Origin of the sequence: Xylanibacter ruminicola 23 (assembly GCF_000025925.1) — a bacterium.
GTDB lineage: Bacteria > Bacteroidota > Bacteroidia > Bacteroidales > Bacteroidaceae > Prevotella > Prevotella ruminicola.
Genome location: NC_014033.1, coordinates 2,392,017 through 2,414,386 on the forward strand (window position 1 = coordinate 2,392,017; position 22,370 = coordinate 2,414,386).

Annotated in this window: 18 protein-coding genes; 8 read left to right on the forward strand and 10 right to left on the reverse strand. The window is 49.9% G+C overall.

Features of this window, described 5'->3' with window-relative positions:
• Positions 1–121 precede the first annotated feature (121 nt).
• The 5 genes from PRU_RS10245 to PRU_RS10265 are packed head-to-tail and all read right to left on the reverse strand — an operon-like array spanning position 122 to position 7,482.
• Positions 122–895 (reverse strand): ABC transporter permease, encoded by a 774-nt coding sequence (locus PRU_RS10245; RefSeq protein WP_187288009.1) that lies wholly within the window; start codon positions 893–895, stop codon positions 122–124.
• Entirely contained in the window at positions 817–2,475 is a 1,659-nt protein-coding gene (locus tag PRU_RS10250) for an ABC transporter permease (protein WP_080517199.1), read from the reverse strand. Before PRU_RS10250 ends, PRU_RS10245 begins: the two co-directional genes overlap by 79 nt.
• Before the next feature lie 13 nt (positions 2,476–2,488).
• Positions 2,489–4,867, reverse strand: coding sequence for an ABC transporter permease (locus PRU_RS10255; protein ID WP_013064771.1), 2,379 nt, complete (start codon positions 4,865–4,867; stop codon positions 2,489–2,491).
• A 6-nt stretch (positions 4,868–4,873) separates the two neighbouring features.
• Positions 4,874–6,127 carry an efflux RND transporter periplasmic adaptor subunit gene (locus tag PRU_RS10260; protein ID WP_013064155.1) on the reverse strand — a complete coding sequence of 418 codons (1,254 nt, stop codon included), beginning with the start codon at positions 6,125–6,127 and terminating at the stop codon, positions 4,874–4,876.
• A complete protein-coding gene (locus PRU_RS10265) occupies positions 6,115–7,482 on the reverse strand; it encodes a TolC family protein (protein WP_177168132.1) in 1,368 nt (455 codons plus the stop codon). Before PRU_RS10265 ends, PRU_RS10260 begins: the two co-directional genes overlap by 13 nt.
• 228 nt (positions 7,483–7,710) lie before the next feature.
• Between PRU_RS10265 and PRU_RS10270 the strand changes: the two genes are divergently transcribed.
• Positions 7,711–8,238 (forward strand): response regulator transcription factor, encoded by a 528-nt coding sequence (locus tag PRU_RS10270; protein ID WP_041386100.1) that lies wholly within the window; start codon positions 7,711–7,713, stop codon positions 8,236–8,238.
• A gap of 23 nt (positions 8,239–8,261) precedes the next feature.
• Entirely contained in the window at positions 8,262–9,140 is an 879-nt protein-coding gene (locus PRU_RS10275) for a sensor histidine kinase (RefSeq protein WP_143040028.1), read from the forward strand.
• Here PRU_RS10275 and PRU_RS10280 read toward each other — a convergent pair.
• Positions 9,110–10,534 carry an ATP-dependent DNA helicase gene (locus PRU_RS10280; protein WP_041386102.1) on the reverse strand — a complete coding sequence of 475 codons (1,425 nt, stop codon included), beginning with the start codon at positions 10,532–10,534 and terminating at the stop codon, positions 9,110–9,112. The two genes, PRU_RS10275 and PRU_RS10280, sit on opposite strands and share 31 nt — an antisense overlap.
• A 172-nt stretch (positions 10,535–10,706) precedes the next feature.
• On the opposite strand from PRU_RS10280, the gene PRU_RS10285 reads away from it, so the two are divergent.
• The gene (locus PRU_RS10285) at positions 10,707–11,507 is read left to right on the forward strand and encodes a DUF3822 family protein (protein ID WP_013064599.1); all 801 of its coding nucleotides are present in this window, start codon (positions 10,707–10,709) and stop codon (positions 11,505–11,507) included.
• Complete coding sequence (locus PRU_RS10290) at positions 11,504–12,055, forward strand: RsmD family RNA methyltransferase (protein WP_013065358.1); 552 nt, start codon at positions 11,504–11,506, stop codon at positions 12,053–12,055. The genes PRU_RS10285 and PRU_RS10290 overlap by 4 nt, the downstream gene beginning before the upstream one ends.
• Here PRU_RS10290 and cls read toward each other — a convergent pair.
• Genes cls through nadB form a run of 3 tightly spaced genes read right to left on the reverse strand, consistent with a single transcriptional unit; the run spans position 12,027 to position 16,961 of the window.
• Positions 12,027–13,445: a cardiolipin synthase gene (gene cls, locus PRU_RS10295; RefSeq protein ID WP_013063048.1), complete on the reverse strand. Its 1,419-nt coding sequence runs from the start codon at positions 13,443–13,445 to the stop codon at positions 12,027–12,029. The two genes, PRU_RS10290 and cls, sit on opposite strands and share 29 nt — an antisense overlap.
• A complete protein-coding gene (gene dnaG, locus PRU_RS10300) occupies positions 13,442–15,373 on the reverse strand; it encodes a DNA primase (protein WP_013064913.1) in 1,932 nt (643 codons plus the stop codon). The genes cls and dnaG overlap by 4 nt, the downstream gene beginning before the upstream one ends.
• 1 nt (position 15,374) lies before the next feature.
• Positions 15,375–16,961 (reverse strand): L-aspartate oxidase, encoded by a 1,587-nt coding sequence (gene nadB, locus PRU_RS10305; protein ID WP_013063265.1) that lies wholly within the window; start codon positions 16,959–16,961, stop codon positions 15,375–15,377.
• A 121-nt stretch (positions 16,962–17,082) separates the two neighbouring features.
• Between nadB and PRU_RS10310 the strand changes: the two genes are divergently transcribed.
• Genes PRU_RS10310 through mutY form a run of 4 tightly spaced genes read left to right on the forward strand, consistent with a single transcriptional unit; the run spans position 17,083 to position 21,864 of the window.
• Complete coding sequence (locus tag PRU_RS10310) at positions 17,083–18,297, forward strand: carboxypeptidase-like regulatory domain-containing protein (protein WP_033149566.1); 1,215 nt, start codon at positions 17,083–17,085, stop codon at positions 18,295–18,297.
• Between the two features lie 17 nt (positions 18,298–18,314).
• Positions 18,315–19,544: a D-alanyl-D-alanine carboxypeptidase/D-alanyl-D-alanine endopeptidase gene (gene dacB, locus PRU_RS10315; protein ID WP_013064704.1), complete on the forward strand. Its 1,230-nt coding sequence runs from the start codon at positions 18,315–18,317 to the stop codon at positions 19,542–19,544.
• A 57-nt stretch (positions 19,545–19,601) separates the two neighbouring features.
• Positions 19,602–20,834 (forward strand): phosphoserine phosphatase SerB, encoded by a 1,233-nt coding sequence (serB, locus tag PRU_RS10320; protein ID WP_013063908.1) that lies wholly within the window; start codon positions 19,602–19,604, stop codon positions 20,832–20,834.
• Between the two features lie 13 nt (positions 20,835–20,847).
• Positions 20,848–21,864: an A/G-specific adenine glycosylase gene (gene mutY / locus PRU_RS10325; protein ID WP_013063479.1), complete on the forward strand. Its 1,017-nt coding sequence runs from the start codon at positions 20,848–20,850 to the stop codon at positions 21,862–21,864.
• Here mutY and PRU_RS10330 read toward each other — a convergent pair.
• Positions 21,836–22,315 carry a C-GCAxxG-C-C family protein gene (locus tag PRU_RS10330; protein WP_013065475.1) on the reverse strand — a complete coding sequence of 160 codons (480 nt, stop codon included), beginning with the start codon at positions 22,313–22,315 and terminating at the stop codon, positions 21,836–21,838. The two genes, mutY and PRU_RS10330, sit on opposite strands and share 29 nt — an antisense overlap.
• Between the last annotated feature and the right edge of the window lie 55 nt (positions 22,316–22,370).

Genomic DNA, 22,370 nt, shown 5'->3' on the forward strand with positions numbered 1-22,370 from the left:
TTTCTTTTCACATTGCAAAGTTACGATCATTTCATATTATATGCAAGCTTTTTTGAGTGCCCGGAGGGCGTTCGTCTAATCTTTATACACACTATCGTATGATTTATTTACACTACCCTGATTATTCGGTTTTGATACTCTCAACAGGATTGGTACGCACAGCCTTCATAATCTGAATGCTGACAGAAAGGACAGCCACCAAAAGGGAGAAAGCACAAGTGGCGACGAATATCCATGGACTGAGACTGATGCGATAACTGAAGTTCGAGAGCCAATCGTTCATCACATACCACGACAGGGGGATGGCCATCACAAACGATACCAGCAACGGCACACAGAAAGTGCGCAGCATCAGCATCATAACCTCGCTTGAGGTGCTACCCATAATTTTACGAATACCTATATCCTTCTGTCGCTGACGGATGAAGAAGAGCGACATGCCGATAAAGCCCAAGACAGACACCACGATGGCAATGAGCGTAAAGAGCGTGATGAGCTTCAGCGTATGTTGTTGATCCTTGAATGTCTCAGCAATGCTTTCCTCAATACTCTGCACGCTATTTTCTGCAGATCCATTCAGTTTTTTCATCATCTCATCAAAGGCAGCCTTTGCCTGCTTATCACCATTTGTTTTTACCAGAAACATTGGGAACTCTTTGTCCTTCTGTACTCGGATAGCAAATGGTTGTATAGGCGAAAGAACATTGACAGAATGGAACTCTTCGAGTACTCCAGCAACCGGTTCTTTTCCCCCATCATACCAACCTAATTCTCGGGCATCGATTTTATTGTCTAACTGCCGTAGTGCCTCTTCATTCAGATAAATACCGTCATTACTGGTTCCATGATTATGCTTGATTTGCAGTCCCAACAATTCGAAAGTAGTCTTGTCCATATCCGTCTCAAACATAGATACAAACTTGTCGTCACGGACAATGATATAAACACCTGTATGAAACTGATTGAATGTGCACCCGTTAAAGGTCCTATTCTCTCTACAAAAGGCATCTTTCTCAGCTTACTTCTGACAACCTGCTCCTTCCCTTCGGGACTGATGATATAGAAGAGATTTTCTGTATTAAAGCCAAGGGGGGCATGGATAAGATGGTGCAACTGAAGCCAGATAACCAAACTGGCCGTGAGCATCGTAACAGTAATAACATTCTGTAGGATGATGAACACCTTACCAAGTACCATTTTGGAACGAAAGCGGAAATTACCTTTCACGATATCGATGGGCTGATAGCGGGTCATCTGCCATGAGGGCAAAAGACCTGAAACAATACCAACCAGGAAGATACCTCCAAGACAGAGGCTCACACTCACAATATTGATATCATCTGTGATGGCTATCTTACCTTTAAACAGACTGATGGCATCATCCTGGAAGCACAGCGCCAAAGCCAATCCTATAGCAAAAGCAAGTGCTACCATCAATGTCGATTCGGCTATCAGCTTCCACGCAATCATTCGTTGACTACTACCGAAAAGCCGTCGGGTAGCCATTTCTTTGGATCGGAATCCCGTATTGGCTACAGTTAGATTGATATAGTTGGTGATGGCAAAGAATAGCAGAGCAAGCACGGCTGTAATCAAAATATGCAGGCGTGTTTTGTCGCCTTTCTGCAGACCCTTTCCATCATTCTGAGGTGCAAACATCACTTCTTTGAGCGGCGTTACACTCACCTTATATTCTCCGAAAGGAATGAAATAGTTATTGACTATATAGTTATCAATGGTTTTCTTCTTGTTATCGAGAGTCATCCCTGGACGGAGCATGAAGAACACCTTGCAGGCACCTGCATTACTGAATGCATAGGAGTAGCTAGGAAACTCTGCACTCAGCATCTGTGGATAGCGTTTCATATTAGCGATGATCTGCGTCTCGTTAGGCAGCACTGTATGGTCGAAGTCCTTTGCAACGGCACTGACGGTATATACCAACGTGCTGTCGTAAACGGTATTGCCAGGCTCCACATCATACTCGCCTACAATCTGTACTGATTCGCCAATAGGATTCTTATCTCCAAACAGTCGGTGAGCCAGTCGTTCTGTGATGACACATTTATCTGGGGAGTTTAAGGCTGTTTGACGACTTCCTGTCTCCAACTCAAAGTCGAAGAACTGGAAAAAAGTGGAGTCTGCCACCATGATGATGCCATTTTCGTTTTCGCCGTCCTTCACCTCCTGCCGACCATACTTGATTTTTCCCCTCACACTCATCACACAGCATTTCTGCTCTATCTCAGGACACATCTCCTTAATCCTATCTCCAGCCTGAGGCCACATGGAGAAACTTGTCTGGTCCCCCACCAGATAAATACGATCGGCATTCTTGTGCCACGAGTCGATGCTGTACTGGCGCCAGGTGTAGTCGCCCAGCAGGATGATAAACATTAACGACACGACAAGCCCTACCACATTGATTAATGTGTAGAGCTTGTTGCGCGATAGGAAGCGAAAGTAACTTTTCATGCGGTTTTATGGTTTATTCGTTCTTAATGTTGTTGATAGGATTTTCGGTTGCGGCGCGCCATCCCTGCAGGGCGGCAGTAAGCACATTTACTACCAGCACGATGATCAGCGAGAGTACCAACGGCGTGAACTGCATCTCTACATGCAAACCTGATATACTGCCTGCCGTAGGTGCCAGCCAGTAAGCCAACGGGATAGCAATGATGGCGGCTACCAGCGACTGTACAAACACCGTTCGTAACAAGTGCAGGGTGATACTGCTTACTTCGGCACCAAACACACGGCGCACAGCAATCTCACGCCTACGCTGACCTACAAAGTAACTGTTCATCGCCATCAGTCCCAGGATAGCTATCAGCAAGGCCACAAACGTAAACACGGTAAGCACACTCAGGAATCGCTCGTAATCCTCGTACCATTCCTGATGCTTCTGACTCAGCGAATGAACCTCGGAAGCCTCATGACCAGTCAGCTCCTGGAACAAGGTTTTCATCTTTGCCTCTACCCGCTCGCGATCGCCATGATATTTCACAATCGTCATACGTGGCGAGCCGTACATACGCTGCACAAAACTGGTGGTGTCGTTAACATATTCATCCGTTTTCAACATCATGATAGGTGTGGGATGCATCTCCTCGTTCATCACGGTCTGATAGATAATATCGGGATAAACAGCCGAAATAGTCATATTGAAGTGACCACTGGTGCTCACTATCTCTCGGGTATCATCACTCTTACCAAACTGGCGCAGTAACTGGTGGTTCACACCTACTCCATTATCCGAATAAGTCTTCTCAGGATGCAGGTTCAAGATATTGAAGAAACAGCTGTCGCCCATCAGGTAGCGCATACTTACCACTGTACCATCGTCGGCCTGGGTGGTGTTGTTCTCCAAGAAATCGAGCGGCGTACCATAGCCATAGCCCACGCCATCAACCTCGGGCATCTGCAACAACTTCTGACGATAGGTCTGACGCTGTGTCAAACTCAGGTTATGAAGTCCCCAGGTTTCCAGAATATTCTCGTAATCGTAACCTAAGGGCTGATGCATCTTTTCGCGGATATTGCTACTGAGCAACAAGGTTACAGTGAGCATCACGATGGCAAACACAGCCTGAATCACCATCAGCACATGACTCCAGCGCTGGCGCACACGGCGACGGAAGGTGCCACGAACGATATCGATAGGCTGGTAGCCGCTAAGTATCGAGGCGGGCACAAAACCTGCCAACGCCCCCACCAAAGCTATCATCACCACAAAACCAATGATGGTAACAATACCAGTATCTTTGAGCAGATCTATCTGACAAGCAGCCATCTCGATAGCCTTATCCTGCAGGGCAAGGGCAACCAGATAGGCCACAGCAAAGGCGATGGCGGTGAAGAAGATGCTCTCGCCTATCAGCTTCAGGAACACCTGCAGGCGCGAGAGACCTAACAATCGGCGTGTGGCCATCTCCTTCGAGCGCTCGGTAGTGAGCGACACACTCAGGTTGACATAATTAAAAATAGCGAACACCAGCACCAGCAGGGCTATCACCACATAGAGGTGAGCCATATCGCGATTGCCATGGTTCAGGTCGCCCGACTGGAATGAGCATTCCTTGGCGTCGTAATACAGATTGGTCAGCGATGTAAGCACCACCTTCTTAACAGCCTCCATGCGATAGAGCCAGAAGAAGGTCTTCATATACTCGCGCATGGCATCGGCCTTACTGCGCAGGTCGCAACCCTCTTTCTCCATCAGAAACAGTACCGTACTGCCGGCATTGGTCATCTCCTCGGTATAAGCCGAATAGTTAAAATGCTTATGACTCTCGAGGTTCACCACGCACTCGTGACTGCTGGGGATGACAGAGCGGTCGAAATCGTCCATCACACCGCTGATGGTATAGGTGACATGCCCGTCGGGATCGTTCTTATCACCCAGCACCACCTCCTTGCCTACTGCATCGCCCTCGGGCCAATAGCGTTCGGCAAACTTCTTGCTCACCACCATCTGGTTGGGGGCTTCGAGCACTTTATGCTTGTCGCCAGTCAGCAACTGGTAGTCGAAGAACTCAAAGAAGTTAGGTGCCACCACCAGGATTTTGGTTTTGGCCTCCATGCCTCGGATATCGAAGGAGGCATCATAACCAGAGACAGAGCACCACGCCTCTATTTCAGGGAAACGGTCCTGCAATTTCTGACCCACACGGAAGTGCGACATGGTGAACTCCTCGTTACCCAATGCGAAGATACGCTCGCCACGGGTCTGGTAGTTCTCTACTGATGTCTGACGGTAGATGAGGTCGCCCAACAGCAACAGGAAGGCCATCGACAGGCACAGGCCCACAATATTAATAATGGTAAACAGGCGATGGCGACCCAGGAACTTAAAATAGCTTTTCATAACGCTTTACTTAATCACTAACACTTCGTTATCCTTAAATGCTTCGTAACCACTGGTAACCACGCGCTCGCCTGGCTCCAGACCTTCGAGAATCTCGTAGTACTGAGGGTTCTGGCGACCTACACGGATGTTACGACGATAAGCCTTAGAGCCACTCTTGTCGAGTACAAATATCCACTGTCCACCTGTGGTCTGGAAGAAGGTACCACGAGGGATGATGATGGCCTGCTCGGGCTGACCCAGTTCCAGGTCGATATAATAGGTCTGACCAGAACGGATGTTCTCAGGGCGCTCGCCTTTGAATACGAAATCACAACGGAACTTACCATCGCGCACCTCGGGGTACACCTTGTGCACCTGCAACTGGTACTGCTTGTCGCCACGGGTAAAGGTAGCCGAAAGACCTGGACGAACGCGGTCGATATAATGCTCGTCGATGCTGGCCTGCACCTTGTAGTCAGAGAGGTCGTTCAACTGACCAATCTTCTGTCCAGGCTGAATGCTCTGTCCTAACTCCACATCCAGCAATCCCAGTTCGCCATCGATAGCCGAACGTATCTCGAGCTTATCCTTACGCTGGCGAACCAATACCACGTTCTTACGCATGTTCTGCAGATTGTCCTCCATCTGGTCCATCTGCACGGTGCGATAGATAGAGTCCTGCTTCAGGCGCTTGGTAATGAGCGAGCGCTTCTTGGCAGAGAGCTGGTAATCCTCCTGCGACTTGATGTAATCCTCCTTGCTAATCAGCTTCTCGGCATACAGGCGCTTGTTCTGATCGTAGGTGCGCTGTTTGCGATGGGTGTCCATATCCAACTGAGCCTGCTCAGTCTGGTTGTTCAAACGGTCCTGTTGCATAGCCACCTGGGTGTTACGCAGCAGGTTCTGCTTCTCGGCCAGTTCGGCCTCGGCATTCAGAATCTGCAGGTCGAGGTTCGAGTTGCTCAATCGAACAATCACATCGCCCTTGTGCACCATCGTACCTTCTTCAACCACCTTCTCCATCACGATACCACCTTCTTCGGGCGAAATCTGTACTATCTGGATGGGCAGCACCTGTCCGTTGGTACGTACATAGTCCTTAAACTCAGCACGCTGTGCTTCGCTGATGGTCATCTCGTCCTTGCTCACCTTGAGCGTCGAGGCATGGTTGCCAAAAATCAGCCAAGCTAACATAACTAACAACAAGCTACCGCCTGCTGCGTATGGCCAATACTTCTTCAGTTGCTGACTCTTAGTTTTTTCGATTACTCTGTCCATATTGTTTCTCCTTTATAATATCTTACTAATTGTTCCTTTACCATAGCCATGAGCTGACATTGCAGCAGGGTGGCTTTTGAGTTGAGTAGCTGTGCCGATGTGGTGTGCAGATCGATGGCTGTTGCAAGTCCCTCTTCGAACTGTCGACGGGTAAGCTGATAGGCGATGCTATCGGCCTCAACCTTCTTCTCCATCTGTATGGTCTGCTTCTGATAGCCCTGCCAGTCCTGCCAAGCCTCGCTACTCAGTTTGGCCAGTTCCAGTTGTTTCTGGTCGTAAGCCTCCTGGGCAATCTTGTAGTTGTTCTTGGCCTTGCGGATGCTGGTAAGGGTTTGCAAACGGTTGAACAGGGGGATGTTGACTGATACGCCAAAGTATTCACCCATATTATTCTTCATCTGATTGCGGAATGTCTCCGCAGCATCGTTATGTAGCGTTTTGTAATAAGTGGTGCTCAGACCCGCACTGAGAGAGAGTGATGGGTAAAGAGAAGCGCGAGCCTGATGCCACTCATGTTTCGATGCCTGCATGCGATAACGGGCCACCTGCAGTTCTGGATGGCGCTCGTTATCCAGATTTTTTTCTTGCGTCCCGTTGGTAGCAAGCGGCGAGCCGATTACCCACGTTGGGAATGAATTGTTCCCACACTGGGAATCAAACATTCCCACGTTGGGAATATATTCCAGGCTCAGACTATCACCCAAGGGATAGTTCATGGCCTTTTTCAGTTCCAATATAGCCGAGGCATAAAGGTTCTGCTGGCGTGTCAGTTCGTAATCGGCCTCAGCCTGTTGCGATTCCACCTGAGCCACATCAGCAGCACTCTTTCGCCCCACCTCTTCAAGCACTTTTACCTGCTTGAGCAACAACAACGTTTCTTCTACTTTCTCCTCGGCCATTTTTACCAAACCATCGTAGTAAGCCACGCTGGTATAGGCCTGCAGTACGTCGAGTGCCGTCTGATCCTGACGCTGGCGCAGACTGGCGCGTCCCATCAACTCGCTGGCCTTAGCGGCCTTGAGGGCATGCAGACGACTGAATCCGTCGAATACTGGCAACGACGCCGAGAGTTGATAGCCATTATAAAAGGTACTCACATCGGTATAGCCGTTGGTCTCTGGGTCGATGGCACGTCCAAAGTTATACTGGGCACCGATGCCAGCATCCACAGAAGGCAGGAAATTACCGATAGCACCGGTCTTCGATGCCTTATAGTTGTCGAGTTCCAACTCGGCCTGTTTCACCTCGTGGTTATGCTGCACCGCATACTGCATGCATTGCTGCATGGTCCAATCGCTCTGAGCCGAGGCTTGCTGGACGGCCATTGCCAAACATATCTTCAATAATGCTTTCATACGCTTTATCATTTTTTTCTGATGCAAAGATAGGGTAATAAATATTACCTGCCAAGCAAAAATAGGGCTCCAAAGGCTGATTGTCTAAAATTTATACACCCTTTTGTATGACTTTTATACAATTCTTCGTATCTCTGGCTTCGCCGAAGATACTTTCGTTCGAAAAAGCTCAAATAAAATTTGGCTTTTTGCTCACTTATTCGTATCTTTGCACACAAAAATTACATTATGAACAAGTACGGAACCATATTAATCGTTGATGATAACGCGGCCATCCTTACCGCTATGCGTTATCTGCTTGACGGCACTTTCGAACAGGTGCTGACCTCGACCAACCCCGATGACATTCTGAAACTGATGGCCCAGCAAACCATCGACATCGTAGTACTCGACATGAACTTTACCCTTGGTGTAAACAATGGTAACGAGGGCCTTTTCTGGCTTCGCACCATCCGCAAACAGCACCCCGAAACACCTGTGGTACTGCTCACAGCCTATGCCGACATTAACCTGGCGGTAAAGGGACTGAAGAACGGCGCCGCCGATTTTATCACCAAGCCTTGGGATAACGACGAACTGCTACGCAAACTGAAAGATGTGCTGGATATGCAGAACGAAATCGTCAGTCTCGACGAAGTGGAACAGGAGCATATCCGTCGCACCATCGACCACTGTCATGGTAATCTCACTCAAGCCGCCCAGTTGTTGGGTATCACCCGTCAGACTCTTTACAACAAGATGAAGCGACTTAGTTAGTTGATAGTTGACAGTTGATAGTTATGGTTACCTTGTGTATTATTATAGGTGTGGTACTGGTAGTGTTGGTGATAGCCATTGTGCACCACCAGCATAAGTTGCGATTGCGTGCCCACCTGATGAAAGAGGCCATACGCAATCAAGACTTCTCGTTTCGCCTGCCCACCAACAATCTGTTACCTGGCGAGCGTGCCATGCAGGAAGCGCTCAACGAGCTGGGCGAGAATATCCGTCAACAGATGAACAAGAACGAGGTAGAATCGTGGGAGCGATTAACCCGTGTGCTTACCCACGAGATGATGAACGCCACTGCACCTATCACCAGCATCAGTCAGTCGTTACTGAGCCGTCCCGACGTAAAGGGCACACTCCTCGAAGATGGTATCAAAGCCATCTACGACACCTCGCGCCATCTGAGCGATTTCGTAACCAATTATCGTAAGATGTCGGAGCTCGAAAAGCCTGTCCTTTCCGAAGTGCCCTTGCACCCTATGCTCGACGAGCTTTGCAAAACCTATCAGCAGTTGGCTTGGACCATCGATGTGCCTGCCGATACTATCTTAAAAGCCGATAAGGGCATGCTGCGACAGATATTGATGAACCTCATCAAGAACGCCATCGAGGCCGAAGCCACCAAGATTATCATTGAACTCACCAACCAGCCATCACCTAACACCCAACACCCATCACCTATCACCCTACTTATCGGCAACGATGGCAGTCCTATCCCTGCCGAAAACCGCCAGTCGCTGTTTGTGCCATTCTTTACCACCAAGCGCACAGGTAGCGGTATCGGCTTGTCGTTAAGCCGACGAATGATGATACAACAAGGTGGCATGCTGGATCTGGCAGAAAAGAATCTACCAGGTTGTCATGTTACGTTTGTACTCTCCTCTATCTGAGTGGTAGGCCAGTTTACCAAAAACAGTTTTTCGGTAGCACGTGTAAAAGCGGTGTAAAGCCAGTGGATATAGTCGGGCGTCAACATATCGTCCGTCATATAACCTTGGTCGATATACACATGCGCCCATTGTCCGCCCTGCGCCTTATGACAGGTAACGGCATAAGCAAACTTTATCTGCAGGGCATTAAAGTATTTATCTTTCTTCAGTTGCTTAATGCGGTCGGCCTTCAGGGGAATATCGGCATAATCTTCCATTACCGCATTATACAGTTGTTCCTGTTGTTCGCGCGACAGAGCAGGCGATTCGGTAGTCAGCGAATCGAGAATCACGGTAGCCGTGAGTTCGTAGTTATCGTAATCGGGTAGCGTCATCGTCACATCAGCAAAGCGGAACCCGAACAGTTCGTGAACATTGCGCACACGCTGCACCACAGCGATATCGCCGTTGGCCAGGAACGATATCTCCTTGGATTGTTCAGTCCAGTAATAGTTGTTCTTCACAATCATCAGTTGGTCGCCACGACACAGTTCGTCTTCGCGATCCAGCACCGTGTTTCGGATACCCTGATTGTAGATGTTAGCGCGCTTGTTACTACGGGTAATCACCATCGTCTCGTCCATCCCCACCCTACTGTAGCTGGTGGCCAGCGATTCTATCAGCTCATCGCCTGGCACACGCACAATATCAGCAAAGCCCTGGAATCGGATTTTGGGCAGAATCCAATCGTCAATCAGCGTTCTGATACGGGTAGCATTCCAAAGTATACCCGAATCCTCTGATTGTCTCAGCACCTGGTTCAGGTCGCACTCGTACACTTTCAGACCGTAGGCACGTAGCACATCGCTCATCAGCGCCGGACTCTCATCCTCGCCCACAGGTGGCAACTGGGCCTTATCGCCCACCAGCACCATACGACAGTTCTGTCCACTATACACAAACTGCATCAGGTCGTCCAACAGGCATCCGCTACCAAACGCGCTCTCGCCATAGCCTTGGTTGGCAATCATCGATGCCTCATCTATCATAAACAAGGTATCGCGGTTATTGTTGAAGTTCAGATTAAAGGCCGAGATATCGCCAGCCGATTTCTGACGATAGATACGACGATGGATGGTGTAAGCCGGATGACCAGCGTTGAGTGCAAACACCTTTGCTGCACGGCCTGTTGGGGCCAACAGAATCATCTTCTGTTTCAACACATTCATCGCCCTTACGATGGCACCCGCCAAGGTGGTTTTACCCGTACCTGCCGAACCACGCAGAATCATCACCACGTGGTCGTCGCGGTCGGTCATAAAAAGCGAGAACACGTCGATGGCGTGCTCTTGTTCGGCCGTAGGCACCATGCCCATAGCCTCCCGAATGCGGAATTTAAACTCGTCGCTAATCATTTCGGCCACAAAGGTACGAAAAATTAAACATTAAACATTAAACATTAAAAAAAAAGTAGTATCTTTGCACCCAGATATGCATATCAACAACAAATTAGTGAATATTGTGCTGGCTGTGATAGCTGCGTGCTTGCTTGCGCTGTGCGTGGCCAGTGTGATGAACGTGAAGTAGATGGACGCGAAGACAACAATCATACGCATAGGGCGCAACACGCTCTCATTCACCGCACTCGATGTTGCCAACACCGTGCACCCCATCGACTATCGTCCGTACGTGGTTCGCGGCGGTATCTCGATGTCGGCCAATCTGCGCGAGGCATTCAAGACAGGCGACTATGTAGACGAGGATACTGCCAAGGTTTTTATCATGGTAGATACCCCTTCGTTGCTGGTACCCATCGAACAGTTCGACGAGAACGACATGGAAGCGCTCTTTTCGTATTCGTACCCTCCTGGTCAGGAAAAGCGTGTGATACTGTACAATGTATTGCCCGACCTGAAGGCCGTTTGCGTCTTCGCCATCAACAAGAATCTGGATACGGTTATCAAGGACCGTTTTGAAAGTGGCTATAACTTTGTGCATGCCCTTACGCCTGTTTGGCGCCAACTGCATCAGCGTAGCTTTACTGGTCATCGCAACAAGCTGTATGGCTACTTCAACAGCAAAAAGCTTCATATCTTCAGTTTCCAGCAGAACCGCTTTAAGTTCTGCAACACGTTTGATGCTGCCCATGCACACGATGCTCTTTACTATCTGATGTACGTGTGGAAGCAACTGCGACTGGAACCTGAGCACGACGAACTGCATATCCTAGGCAACATACCCGAAGAAGAGTGGTTGCTGCAGGAGTTAAAGCGATTCCTGCACAACGCCTACCTGATTAATGCTACGGCCGAATTCCCCGATTCGCCCGCTACCGGCATCAAGGGTATGCCCTACGATTTAATAACCTTTATATCACGCGGACGATGAGAATTATTACAGGTATCTATAAGGGGCGACATTTTGATATCCCCCGCTCGTTCAAGGCACGCCCTACCACCGATTTTGCCAAGGAGAACATTTTTAATGTACTGAACAGCTATATCGATTTCGAAGGTATCAACGCCCTCGACCTGTTTTCGGGTACTGGTAGTATCTCGCTCGAGCTGGTATCGCGTGGTTGCGAACATGTGGTAAGTGTTGAGATGGACCGCGACCATCACAAGTTTATTACCGAATGTCTGAAAAAGCTTGATACCGACGTTTGCCTGCCCTTGCGCGGCGATGTGTTCCGCTATATCAAATCGTGCAAACAGCAGTTCGACTTTATTTTTGCCGATCCCCCTTACGCACTCAAGGAACTGCCCACCATCCCTGGACTGATTTTCGAGAAGAACCTGCTGAAGGATGGCGGTATCCTGGTGTTCGAGCATGGTAAGGAGCACGATTTTTCTAACGCCCCACACTTTGTAGAGCATCGCAGCTATGGTAGCGTAAACTTTTCGATTTTCAGAAAAGAGGCGACAGCATCCTTGTAACACTCTCCCACAGGCGTACCAGGAAATTGTTACGCATGCGTTTCTTCAAGTCCTTCAGCAGTACACTCTGCTCAAGGTCGCGTAAGAAAATGGTTTTCATTCGCATAGCCACACCTTCGTCGAAAAAGAAGATGTTGGCCTCGAAGTTATTCTCGAAACTACGGAAATCGAGATTGGTTGATCCACAGGTGGTGATAGCATCATCGCACACCAGCATTTTTGAGTGCAGGAAACCAGCCTCGTACAAGCTAACCTGTACACCTGCCTCAAGCACCTCGCGCAGATAGCTCCTGCTAGCCCACTCCACAAACTTGGCATCACTGCGTAACGGACAAATCACTCGCACATCCACACCACCCAAAGCGGCTGTTTTCAGGGCAAACAGCACCGAATCGTTAGGCAGGAAATAAGGCGTTTCGAGATACAGATAACGCTTGGCACCTAAGATAATGCGCACATAACCCTGCATAATCTCAGGGTAAGGCGTGGTAGGACCGCTGGTAACCACCTGTGCCAGACAGTTGTTGTTGATATCCTCGCATCGTGGATAGTACTTTTTATCCGACAACAAGGTACGATCCACAAAATACCAGTCAACCAGGAACGCACGCTGTAAGGCATGCACACCACCTCCGCTAACCCTCAGCATGGTGTCGCGCCAAGGCATATCGCCAGTACCTTTTACGTAGCGCTGGGCAATATTCATACCACCGATATAGCCCACCAGACCATCAATCACAATAATCTTGCGGTGGTTACGATAGTTCACCTTACTGGTAAACGACGGGAATCGCACAGGCATAAACGAGCGCACCTCGATACCCGCCTCGCGCATCCGTTCAAAAAAGCGATGGTGCACATTCCAACACCCCACATCATCGTAAATCACCTTTACCTCAACACCCTCACGGGCCTTGTCAATCAAGGCATCGGCCACCAACATGCCCAGGGCGTCGTCGGCAAAAATATACATATCCAGATGTATGTGATCCTTGGCCTTGCCGATATCCTCCATCAGCTCGGCTATAAACTGATAGCCATCGGTACAGATATCCACCAGGTTGTCCTTAAAAGGCAGCGACAGGTTCTGGTTAATAAACAAGTCAATCAATGGTTTGTGGCGCTCGGGCAGTCGCAGGTTCTGTTGCTCAGCAAACTCCAGCATCGAACGCTTGGTAAGCTGGTTCATCGAACGTTCGCTCACATAGCGCTCCTTGCGATGGTTAATGCCAAAAAACAAATAAAAGACGATGCCCACCACTGGCACAAAATAAATCACCAGCGCCCAAGCCATCGTCTTTGCAGGTTGACGGTTGTCCATAATCACGTGTACCACCGCCATGATAGCAATGATCTGGTACACTATGAATATGATATTCAGCCAACTCATCGTCCTAATTTCTTTGCCACTTCCTTATATATCAAGTCAACATGTTGATACTCGGCCAGCGTTGCCATCACATCGCCCTCGCCTTTCTTGATAGAGGCCAACAGTTCCTTCACCTTGGCACCCAGGCAGTAATAACGGAAGTCGAGCACAATATGCTCCACATGCGACCGCAAACCGCCCTCACGTTCTTTCAGTTGGAATCCCTTACCCAGCTGATATGAATCCACAGCCATGCTGGCCGCTATCGAACTGATTTCGTAATCGGTATGGCGCGTCAGGTATTCCTCGGCCTTAAAACCTTCTTCGCCGCAATGAGCCACCACCTCTTGCAGAATCTTGTTATATACAGGCTTACTGAAACTCAGTCCGTCCTCGCCCATATCGTAGCTGATAAACTGTGCTACCGAGAGGTTGATGGTTTGCCCGTCTTCGGTCTGAAGGTTTTCGTAGATAATCTTCTCGCCATCGCGAACAATGGTTTTGATCAACAGGTCCTCTACCTGCTGAATCTGGTCGCTGATGGTATGCAGACCGATAGCCATGGGCTTGCCCTGCGCCTCGCGCTCCTGTTGGATGGCGTTCTGTGTCTGCTCGCGATTGTATTCCTTTTCCTTCTCCTCGCGATCGCGACTAATCATGCCGTTCATCGATTGGAGCAGGGTTTCCTCCTTGATGCCCAAACGGCGCGACAACTGGGTCAGATACTCATCGCGCAACAGGTTATCATCCACCACCGAGATACTCTTCACAATACCACCGATAGCCTCCGAACGCTTCACGGGGTCGCTCACGTTCTCAACCGTCAGTTTGGTTTTGAACGAGATAAAGTCCTCGGCATGCTCTTCGATATACGCCTTGAACTCCTGGGCGGTATGCTTACGTGAGAACGAATCCGGGTCGTCGCCATCGGGCAGTAACAGCACTTTTACCTTCATGCCTTCGGCCAACAGCATATCTGTTCCTCGCATGGCGGCATGGATACCGGCCTCGTCGCCATCATACAGCAGGATGATGTTAGGCGTAAATCGTCGCAGAAGTTTTATCTGATATTTCGAGAGAGCCGTACCACTGTTGGCTACCACATTCTCCAGTCCGCACTGGTGCATGGCAATCACATCGGTATAGCCCTCAACCATATACACACAGTCTTCCTTGGCAATGGCTTTCTTACCTTGGTACAAACCATACAGCTCGCGCTCCTTGTGGTAGATTTCCGAGTCGGGCGAGTTCACGTATTTCTGTTGCACACCCTTGGTACGCGCATCCAGCAGTCGTCCACCAAAGGCCACCACCTTTCCACTTACGTTGAACCAGGGGAAGATAACACGACCCGCATAGCGATCGTACACACCCTTCTCGCCTTTGATACACAAGCCCGTCTTAATCAGGAACTCCTCCTGATAGCCCGCTTTCTTAGCGGCAATATCAAGCGCATCGCGCTTTGAAAGCGAGAAACCCAGGTTGAACTTCTCCACAATATCATCGCGGATACCACGACTACGGAAGTACTGGCGACCGATGGCCACACCGTCGGGATCGTTGTTCAGCACATCCTTAAAGTAGTTCATGGCCCACTCGTTAACAATGAACATCGACTCGCGGTCGCTCTGCTCACGTTTCTCCTCCTCGGTCAGTTCCTTTTCCTGTATCTCGATATTGTATTTCTTGGCCAGCCAGCGCAGGGCCTCGGGATAGGTAATCTGCTCGTGCTTCATCAGGAAGTTGATGGCCGTTCCGCCCTCACCACACGAGAAACACTTGCATATCTGCTTGGTTGGCGACACCATGAACGATGGCGTTTTATCGTCGTGGAACGGGCACAAGCCTTTATAGTTAACGCCCGATTTTCGCAGCGTTACAAACTCGCCCACCACGTCAACGATGTTCGTGGCATCAAGAATCTTGTCTATCGTTTGTCTGTCAATCATCCTACTTATCGTAAGCGTGTACAGGATAATCAGTTGTATAGTGCAAACCGCGACACTCCTTGCGCTCCAAAGCCCAACGTGTAATCAGATAGCCCACGTTAATCATGTTACGCAATTCGCAGATATCCTTCGAGGCCTTTACACGCTTAAACAGGCGCTCGGTCTCCTCGTAAAGCATATCCAGACGGTCCCAGGCACGATGCAAACGCAGGTCGCTACGCACAATACCTACGTAGTTCGACATAATCAGGTTTACCTCCTTCACGCTCTGGGTAATCAGCACCTTCTCCTCGTTGGTCAGTGTACCCTCGTCGTTCCACTCAGGCACCTTCTCGTTGAAGTCGTAGAAATCCACATGCTCCAGCGAGTGCTTTGCGGCCGTCTCGGCATAAACCACTGCCTCAATCAGCGAGTTGCTGGCCAAGCGGTTACCACCGTGCAAACCAGTGCACGAGCACTCACCAAGGGCATACAACTGTTCTATGCTGGTTTGTCCGTTCAGGTCCACCTTGATACCACCGCACATATAGTGGGCGGCAGGACGAACGGGGATATAATCGGTAGTGATATCGATACCCATCGACAGGCACTTCTGGTAGATATTGGGGAAGTGCTTGCGTGTCTCGGCGGGATCCTTATGGGTCACATCCAGACATACGTGATCCAAGCCGTGAATCTTCATCTCCTTATCGATGGCACGCGCCACGATATCACGTGGTGCCAGCGACAGACGCTCGTCATACTTCTCCATAAACGTCTCGCCATTAGGCAACTTCAGTATGCCACCATAACCACGCATAGCCTCGGTAATCAAGAAGGCTGGGTGCGTTTCGTTAGGGTTATGCAGCACGGTGGGGTGGAACTGTACAAACTCCATATCGGCCACTGTACCCTTGGCACGATACACCATAGCGATACCGTCGCCAGTAGCAATCACGGGGTTCGATGTGGTCAGATACACAGCACCGCAACCACCAGTACACATTACGGTCATCTTAGCCAGATAGGTATCCACCTTCTGGGTATCAGGATTCAGCACGTAGGCACCATAGCAGTTAATGTATGGCGAACGACGTGTAATTCTGGCACCTAAGTGGTGCTGGGTGATAATCTCCACCGCAAAGTGGTTCTCCTTAATGTCGATATTGGGATTGTTGCGCACAGCCTCCATCAGTCCGCGCTGTATCTCGGCACCCGTATCATCCTTGTGGTGCAGAATACGGAACTCAGAATGTCCGCCCTCGCGATGCAAATCAAATTTGCCATCGTGATTCTTATCAAAGTTCACGCCCCAGTTTACCAGTTCTTTAATCTGTTCGGGCGCCATTCTTACTACTTGTTCTACGGCTTTGGGGTCGCTGATGTAGTCGCCCGCAATCATCGTGTCTTCTATGTGTTTCTCGAAGTTATCCAGTTCGAGATTGGTAACCGATGCCACGCCACCCTGAGCAAACGATGTGTTGGCCTCATCCAGCGAGGTCTTGCATATCATACACACCCTACCCTTGTTGGCGCGAGCCACCTTCAGTGCGTAGCTCATACCGGCCACGCCAGCTCCTATCACCAGGAAATCATATTTGTATACCATGTGCTGATGTTATATTTTGTCACAAATCTGCTGCAAAATTACTTAAAATTTCCAATATTCTTTGCATCTTATCAATTTTTTTGTAACTTTGCAGCAAATAGACACCAAACTCATTACAACAATGAAACAACTAGCGCTTATAATCATGCTGATGGTTCCGATGGTGGCACTGGCACAACAGACTACCGTAGGTGGAACCATTATCGACGAGAAATCGGGGCGCCCATTGCCCCAGGTGAGTGTTTCTGCAGGCCGCATCTCTGTGGTCACAAACGAGGATGGTGCCTTCCTTCTAAAACTGGGCGATAAGCCCGCAAACATCACGGTATCGCACTTAGGTTACAAAACCAAGAAAGTGGCATTACGCGCAGGCGAGACCGAGAACCTGAAGATAAAACTTCAACCCACCACCATACAACTGCGCGAGGTGGTGATACGTACTGGTAATCCACGCGACATTGTAGAGATCGCCATCAAAAAGATTCCCGAGAACTACAGTCGCCAGCCCGAGCTGCTCAAGGCGTTCTATCGCGAAACAGCCATGAAGCGCAAGCACTTCATCTATGTGGCCGAGGGCGTGGAGGACATGTACAAAACCAGCTACACACGCGGTGTAGGTCGCGACAGAGTGGCTATCATCAAAGGTCGCCGACTGCTCAGTCAGAAACAGGGCGACACCCTGGGCTTAAAGGTCATGGGCGGTCCGGTACTGCCCGTACAGCTCGATGTGGTAAAGAACACCGAGTTACTGCTCAACCAGGAGGACATGGATGCCTACAGCTACAGCTGGGGCACACCCGAGATGATCAACGACCGCCTGCAGATGGTGGTTCTGATTGAGCCTCTCTTCAGCAAGGAGTATGCGCTGTATCATGGCAAACTGTATATCGACAACGAGCGCCTGGCATTTACCCGCATCGAGCTCAGTCTCGACATGAGCGATAAGGAGAAAGCCACCCGTACCATGCTGGTACGCAAGCCGTTCGGTGTAAAATTCAAGCCACGCGAACTGTCGTGTGTAGTCGATTATCGCTATACCGACGGTATTACACGCATCAGCTATCTGCGTAACACCTTTAAGTTCAACTGCGACTGGAAGAAACGTCTGTTCAGCACATCGTTTACCGCCACCTGCGAGATGGCCGTTACCGATAGCCAGTCCGAAGGTGTACAGCCCATCGTCAGTCGCAACTCGTTCGACTCGCACGATGCCTATTACGACAAGGTAGAATATTTTATGGATCCAGAATACTGGAACAACTACAACATTATAGAACCCTCAGAATCGCTGGATAAAGCGATACGCAAACTGGTATCAACTTACCAGCGCAATTGATTAGGTAGTAATTTAAAATGAAGCAGAATATAAGGAATTGGATTTTTTCACTCTTATTGGCAGGTACGGTAGGCAGTTTGCAGGCGCAAACGGTCGATACACTCGTAGTAGATACCTGCGCCACAGATACCATCGTTGAACTGCCCTGGCCACAGAACCTGCAGGCCCGGTTAGACACGCTTACCAGCGACCGCATGTTCGACTATACCCAACTGGGCCTGATGGTTTACGATATCACTGCCGACTCAACCCTTTACACCTATGGTGCCAAACAGATACTGCGCCCAGCCTCAACCATGAAGCTGCTCACAGCCATCACCGCACTCGATCAGTTAGGCATTAAGCACAAGTTCCGCACCTCACTTTACTACACAGGCGAGGTAGTGGATAGCGTGCTGGTAGGCGATCTGTATTGTGAGGGCGGTATGGATCCCTTGTTCGACACTACCGATATGAAGGCTTTCTCGGCCAGTGTTAAGGCATTAGGCATCCACACGGTGAAAGGCAAACTGGTAGATGTAAATACCTTTAAGGATCAGGACCTGCTGGGCGAAGGCTGGTGTTGGGATGATGATAACCCATCGCTCAGCTCGCTGCTCATCAATGGCAAGGACGATTTCATCAGTCAGTTCGCACAACAGCTCGACAAGGACAGCATCTTCCCCGATGGCCCTGCCGAATATGCAGCCCTGCCAAAGGATGCCGTTCTGCTATGCCAGCGTAGCCACTCGTTAGAGGATGTGCTGGTACCGATGATGAAGGACAGCAACAACCTCTATGCCGAGTCGGTATTCTATCAGATTGGTGCCGCTACAGGCGCCCGTCCGGCCAAGTCATCGCATGCCCGCAACGCCATCAAGCGCACCCTGCATAAGGCCGGCATCACAGGTTCGCATTATAAGATAGCCGATGGTAGCGGACTCTCGCTTTACAACTATGTAACCCCCGAGTTGCTCACCAAACTGCTGGTTTATGCCTATCGCCACCCCAGCATCTATCGCTACCTGTACGTATCGCTACCCGTAGCAGGCGAGGATGGCACTCTGAAGAAACGCATGAAGGATACCCCTGCACAAATCAGCGTGCGTGCCAAAACGGGTACCCTCACTGGTATATCATCGTTGGCAGGCTATGCTGTAGCCACCAACAACCATGTGTTGGCATTTGCCATCATCAATCAAGGCGTTATGAAGAACGATCAAGGACGTAACTTTCAGGATAAAGTATGCACAGCGATGTGCAAATGACATTAAACATGAAACATTAAAAATTAAAGATTAAACATTAAAAGATTAACGATTATCATGAAGAAAGAACAGATACTAGTTAGAATTACAGGTCAGGATCGCCCAGGCCTTACCGCCTCAGTAATGGGCATCCTCGCAAAATACGATGCACAGATTCTCGACATCGGCCAGGCCGATATCCACTCTACCCTGTCGCTGGGTATCCTCATCCGTATGGACGAGACCAACTCAGGTCAGGTAATGAAGGAGTTGCTTTTCAAGGCCACCGAGCTGGGTGTGCAGATAGGTTTCTCACCCATTAGCGACAATGAGTACGAGGACTGGGTAGGCCATCAGGGTAAGAACCGTTACATTCTCACCGTGATGGGTCGCCAGTTAGAGGCACGCCAGATTGAGGCCGCTACCTCGGTGATTGCCGAGCAGGGGTTAAATATCGACTCTATCATCCGTCTTACCGGTCGTAAGAGCATCAAGAACCCCGCCAAGCACACCCGTGCCTGCATCGAGTTCTCGCTGCGTGGCGAGCCCAAGGACCGTCAGGAAATGCAGTCGAAACTGATGAAACTGTCGAGCGAGATGGAGATCGACTTCTCGTTCCAGCTCGATGACATGTTCCGTCGCATGCGCCGTCTGATTTGTTTCGATATGGACTCTACACTGATTCAGACCGAGTGTATCGACGAGCTGGCCGAGCGCAATGGCGTTGGTGCACAGGTACGCGCCATCACCGAGAGTGCCATGCGTGGCGAGATCGACTTTAAGGAGAGTTTCACCCGTCGTGTCAGTCTGCTCAAGGGTCTCGATGTGAGCGTGATGCAGGAGATAGCCGAGAAACTACCTATCACCGAGGGTGTAGATCGTTTGATGACTACCCTGAAGCGCTATGGATATAAGATTGCCATTCTCTCAGGAGGATTCACTTACTTTGGCGAATACCTGCAGCGCCGTTATGGTATTGATTATGTATATGCTAACGAACTGGAGATTGGCCCCGACGGCAAACTCACAGGTCGTTATGTGGGCGAGATAGTAGATGGCCATCGCAAGGCCGAACTGCTGAAGTTGATTGCCCAGGTTGAGAAGGTGAACCTGGCACAGACCATTGCTGTGGGCGATGGCGCCAACGACCTGCCAATGATCTCAGAGGCCGGTCTGGGTATCGCCTTCCACGCCAAGCCCCGTGTGGTGGCCAATGCCGAACAGAGCATTAACACCATCGGTCTTGATGGCGTACTCTACTTCTTAGGATTCAAGGACAGCTACCTGGGCGATCAAGGAGTGATGCAATAATAATAGGCACTCTATGGAGTTTGCAAGCGTTTTGTTGGAATGGTATCGTGAGAACGGTCGTGATTTGCCCTGGCGGCAAACTCACGATCCATACGCCATATGGCTCTCCGAAATCATCCTTCAGCAAACGCAGGTAAAGCAGGGCTGGGATTACTGGACCCGCTTTATGCACCGCTGGCCCACTGTAGAGGCGCTGGCGTCGGCTACCGAGGATGAGGTGCTACGCGAGTGGCAGGGTCTGGGCTACTACAGTCGTGCCCGCAACCTGCACTTTGCCGCTAAGCAGATTGTGGCCATGGGGCATTTCCCTGATACGTTAGAGGATATCAAGAAGCTGAAAGGCGTTGGCGATTACACTGCCGCGGCCATTGCCAGCTTTGCCTTTGGCATCCCTGCAGCAGTGGTAGATGGCAACGTTTATCGTGTGCTCGCCCGCCACTTCGGCATCGACACTCCCATCAACACCACCGAGGGCAAAAAACTCTTCGCCGCCATGGCCCAGGAGCTACTCCCAACTGTCAATTGTCAATTATCAACTGTCAATTCTGAATATAATCAGGCCATCATGGACTTCGGTGCCATCCAGTGTACCCCCGCATCGCCCAACTGCATGTTTTGTCCGCTCGTAGAGTCGTGTGTTGCCTTCCGTTCAGGTACGGTAGCCGAACTACCTGTAAAACTCAAAACGCTCAAAGTTACCGAGCGTCATCTGGCCTATGTCTATATCCGGTGCAATTATCAAACCGCCATCCATCGCCGTGGTCCCGGCGACATCTGGCAAGGGTTGTGGGAACCCTGGCTGGTAGAATCACCAACCCAAATCCCTCATGATACTGTGATACTGCGTAAGAATGTGAAGCACGTGCTGACCCATCGAGTGCTCTATGCCGACTTCTATCTTTTAGAAGTAGATGAGCGCCCGAAGCTACCTGCTGATTATATATGGATAAAAGAATCGGAGCTCGACGATTACGCCAAGCCCCGACTTATTGAGAAACTGCTCAGCAGCCTTTTGCCTTCAGATAATTAGCAAATATCCTTGCTGCACTCTCCACTTTCGCAGCACAAGGACGCGACTTGTAATATTCCGCAGTACGCTCCGAAGCTACATAATTGTTGTGTGCTTTCTCGTAGCCTTTCAGTCCGAGAATCTCCGCACAGATGATACTGCCATTCTCCTCCTTCGATTTGGCCAGCAAATCCTGCACCACCTTATAGCAGGCCGATTTGCCCTCGCGGTCGCTACCTTCGGTCTGTCCACAGTCCAGGCCCACCAGCATCACAATCCCCGATACGGCACCACACATCATACGCAGGCGTCCCACGCCACCGCCAAATCCTGCGGCTATCTTCTTAGCCAGGGTATCGTCAAGCCCATACAGGTCGGCAAACGCCGCCACCACACTCTGGCAACAGCCATACCCTTGCATAAAATTATCTACTGCACGATTAACTCTCTCATCTAATTCTTTATCTGTCATCATCTTCTATCAAAACCTGTTTATAAAAACTCGGCGCAAAGATAGCACAAATCAG

What these genes read in the sequence shown, in the direction of transcription:
- PRU_RS10245 (WP_187288009.1), bottom strand. Translation starts at nt 895, where the DNA reads ATGGACAAGACTACTTTCGAATTGTTGGGACTGCAAATCAAGCATAAT.
- PRU_RS10250 (WP_080517199.1), bottom strand. Translation starts at nt 2,475, where the DNA reads ATGAAAAGTTACTTTCGCTTCCTATCGCGCAACAAGCTCTACACATTA.
- PRU_RS10255 (WP_013064771.1), bottom strand. Translation starts at nt 4,867, where the DNA reads ATGAAAAGCTATTTTAAGTTCCTGGGTCGCCATCGCCTGTTTACCATT.
- PRU_RS10260 (WP_013064155.1), bottom strand. Translation starts at nt 6,127, where the DNA reads ATGGACAGAGTAATCGAAAAAACTAAGAGTCAGCAACTGAAGAAGTAT.
- PRU_RS10265 (WP_177168132.1), bottom strand. Translation starts at nt 7,482, where the DNA reads ATGAAAGCATTATTGAAGATATGTTTGGCAATGGCCGTCCAGCAAGCC.
- PRU_RS10270 (WP_041386100.1), top strand. Translation starts at nt 7,711, where the DNA reads ATGAACAAGTACGGAACCATATTAATCGTTGATGATAACGCGGCCATC.
- PRU_RS10275 (WP_143040028.1), top strand. Translation starts at nt 8,262, where the DNA reads ATGGTTACCTTGTGTATTATTATAGGTGTGGTACTGGTAGTGTTGGTG.
- PRU_RS10280 (WP_041386102.1), bottom strand. Translation starts at nt 10,534, where the DNA reads ATGATTAGCGACGAGTTTAAATTCCGCATTCGGGAGGCTATGGGCATG.
- PRU_RS10285 (WP_013064599.1), top strand. Translation starts at nt 10,707, where the DNA reads ATGGACGCGAAGACAACAATCATACGCATAGGGCGCAACACGCTCTCA.
- PRU_RS10290 (WP_013065358.1), top strand. Translation starts at nt 11,504, where the DNA reads ATGAGAATTATTACAGGTATCTATAAGGGGCGACATTTTGATATCCCC.
- cls (WP_013063048.1), bottom strand. Translation starts at nt 13,445, where the DNA reads ATGAGTTGGCTGAATATCATATTCATAGTGTACCAGATCATTGCTATC.
- dnaG (WP_013064913.1), bottom strand. Translation starts at nt 15,373, where the DNA reads ATGATTGACAGACAAACGATAGACAAGATTCTTGATGCCACGAACATC.
- nadB (WP_013063265.1), bottom strand. Translation starts at nt 16,961, where the DNA reads ATGGTATACAAATATGATTTCCTGGTGATAGGAGCTGGCGTGGCCGGT.
- PRU_RS10310 (WP_033149566.1), top strand. Translation starts at nt 17,083, where the DNA reads ATGAAACAACTAGCGCTTATAATCATGCTGATGGTTCCGATGGTGGCA.
- dacB (WP_013064704.1), top strand. Translation starts at nt 18,315, where the DNA reads ATGAAGCAGAATATAAGGAATTGGATTTTTTCACTCTTATTGGCAGGT.
- serB (WP_013063908.1), top strand. Translation starts at nt 19,602, where the DNA reads ATGAAGAAAGAACAGATACTAGTTAGAATTACAGGTCAGGATCGCCCA.
- mutY (WP_013063479.1), top strand. Translation starts at nt 20,848, where the DNA reads ATGGAGTTTGCAAGCGTTTTGTTGGAATGGTATCGTGAGAACGGTCGT.
- PRU_RS10330 (WP_013065475.1), bottom strand. Translation starts at nt 22,315, where the DNA reads ATGACAGATAAAGAATTAGATGAGAGAGTTAATCGTGCAGTAGATAAT.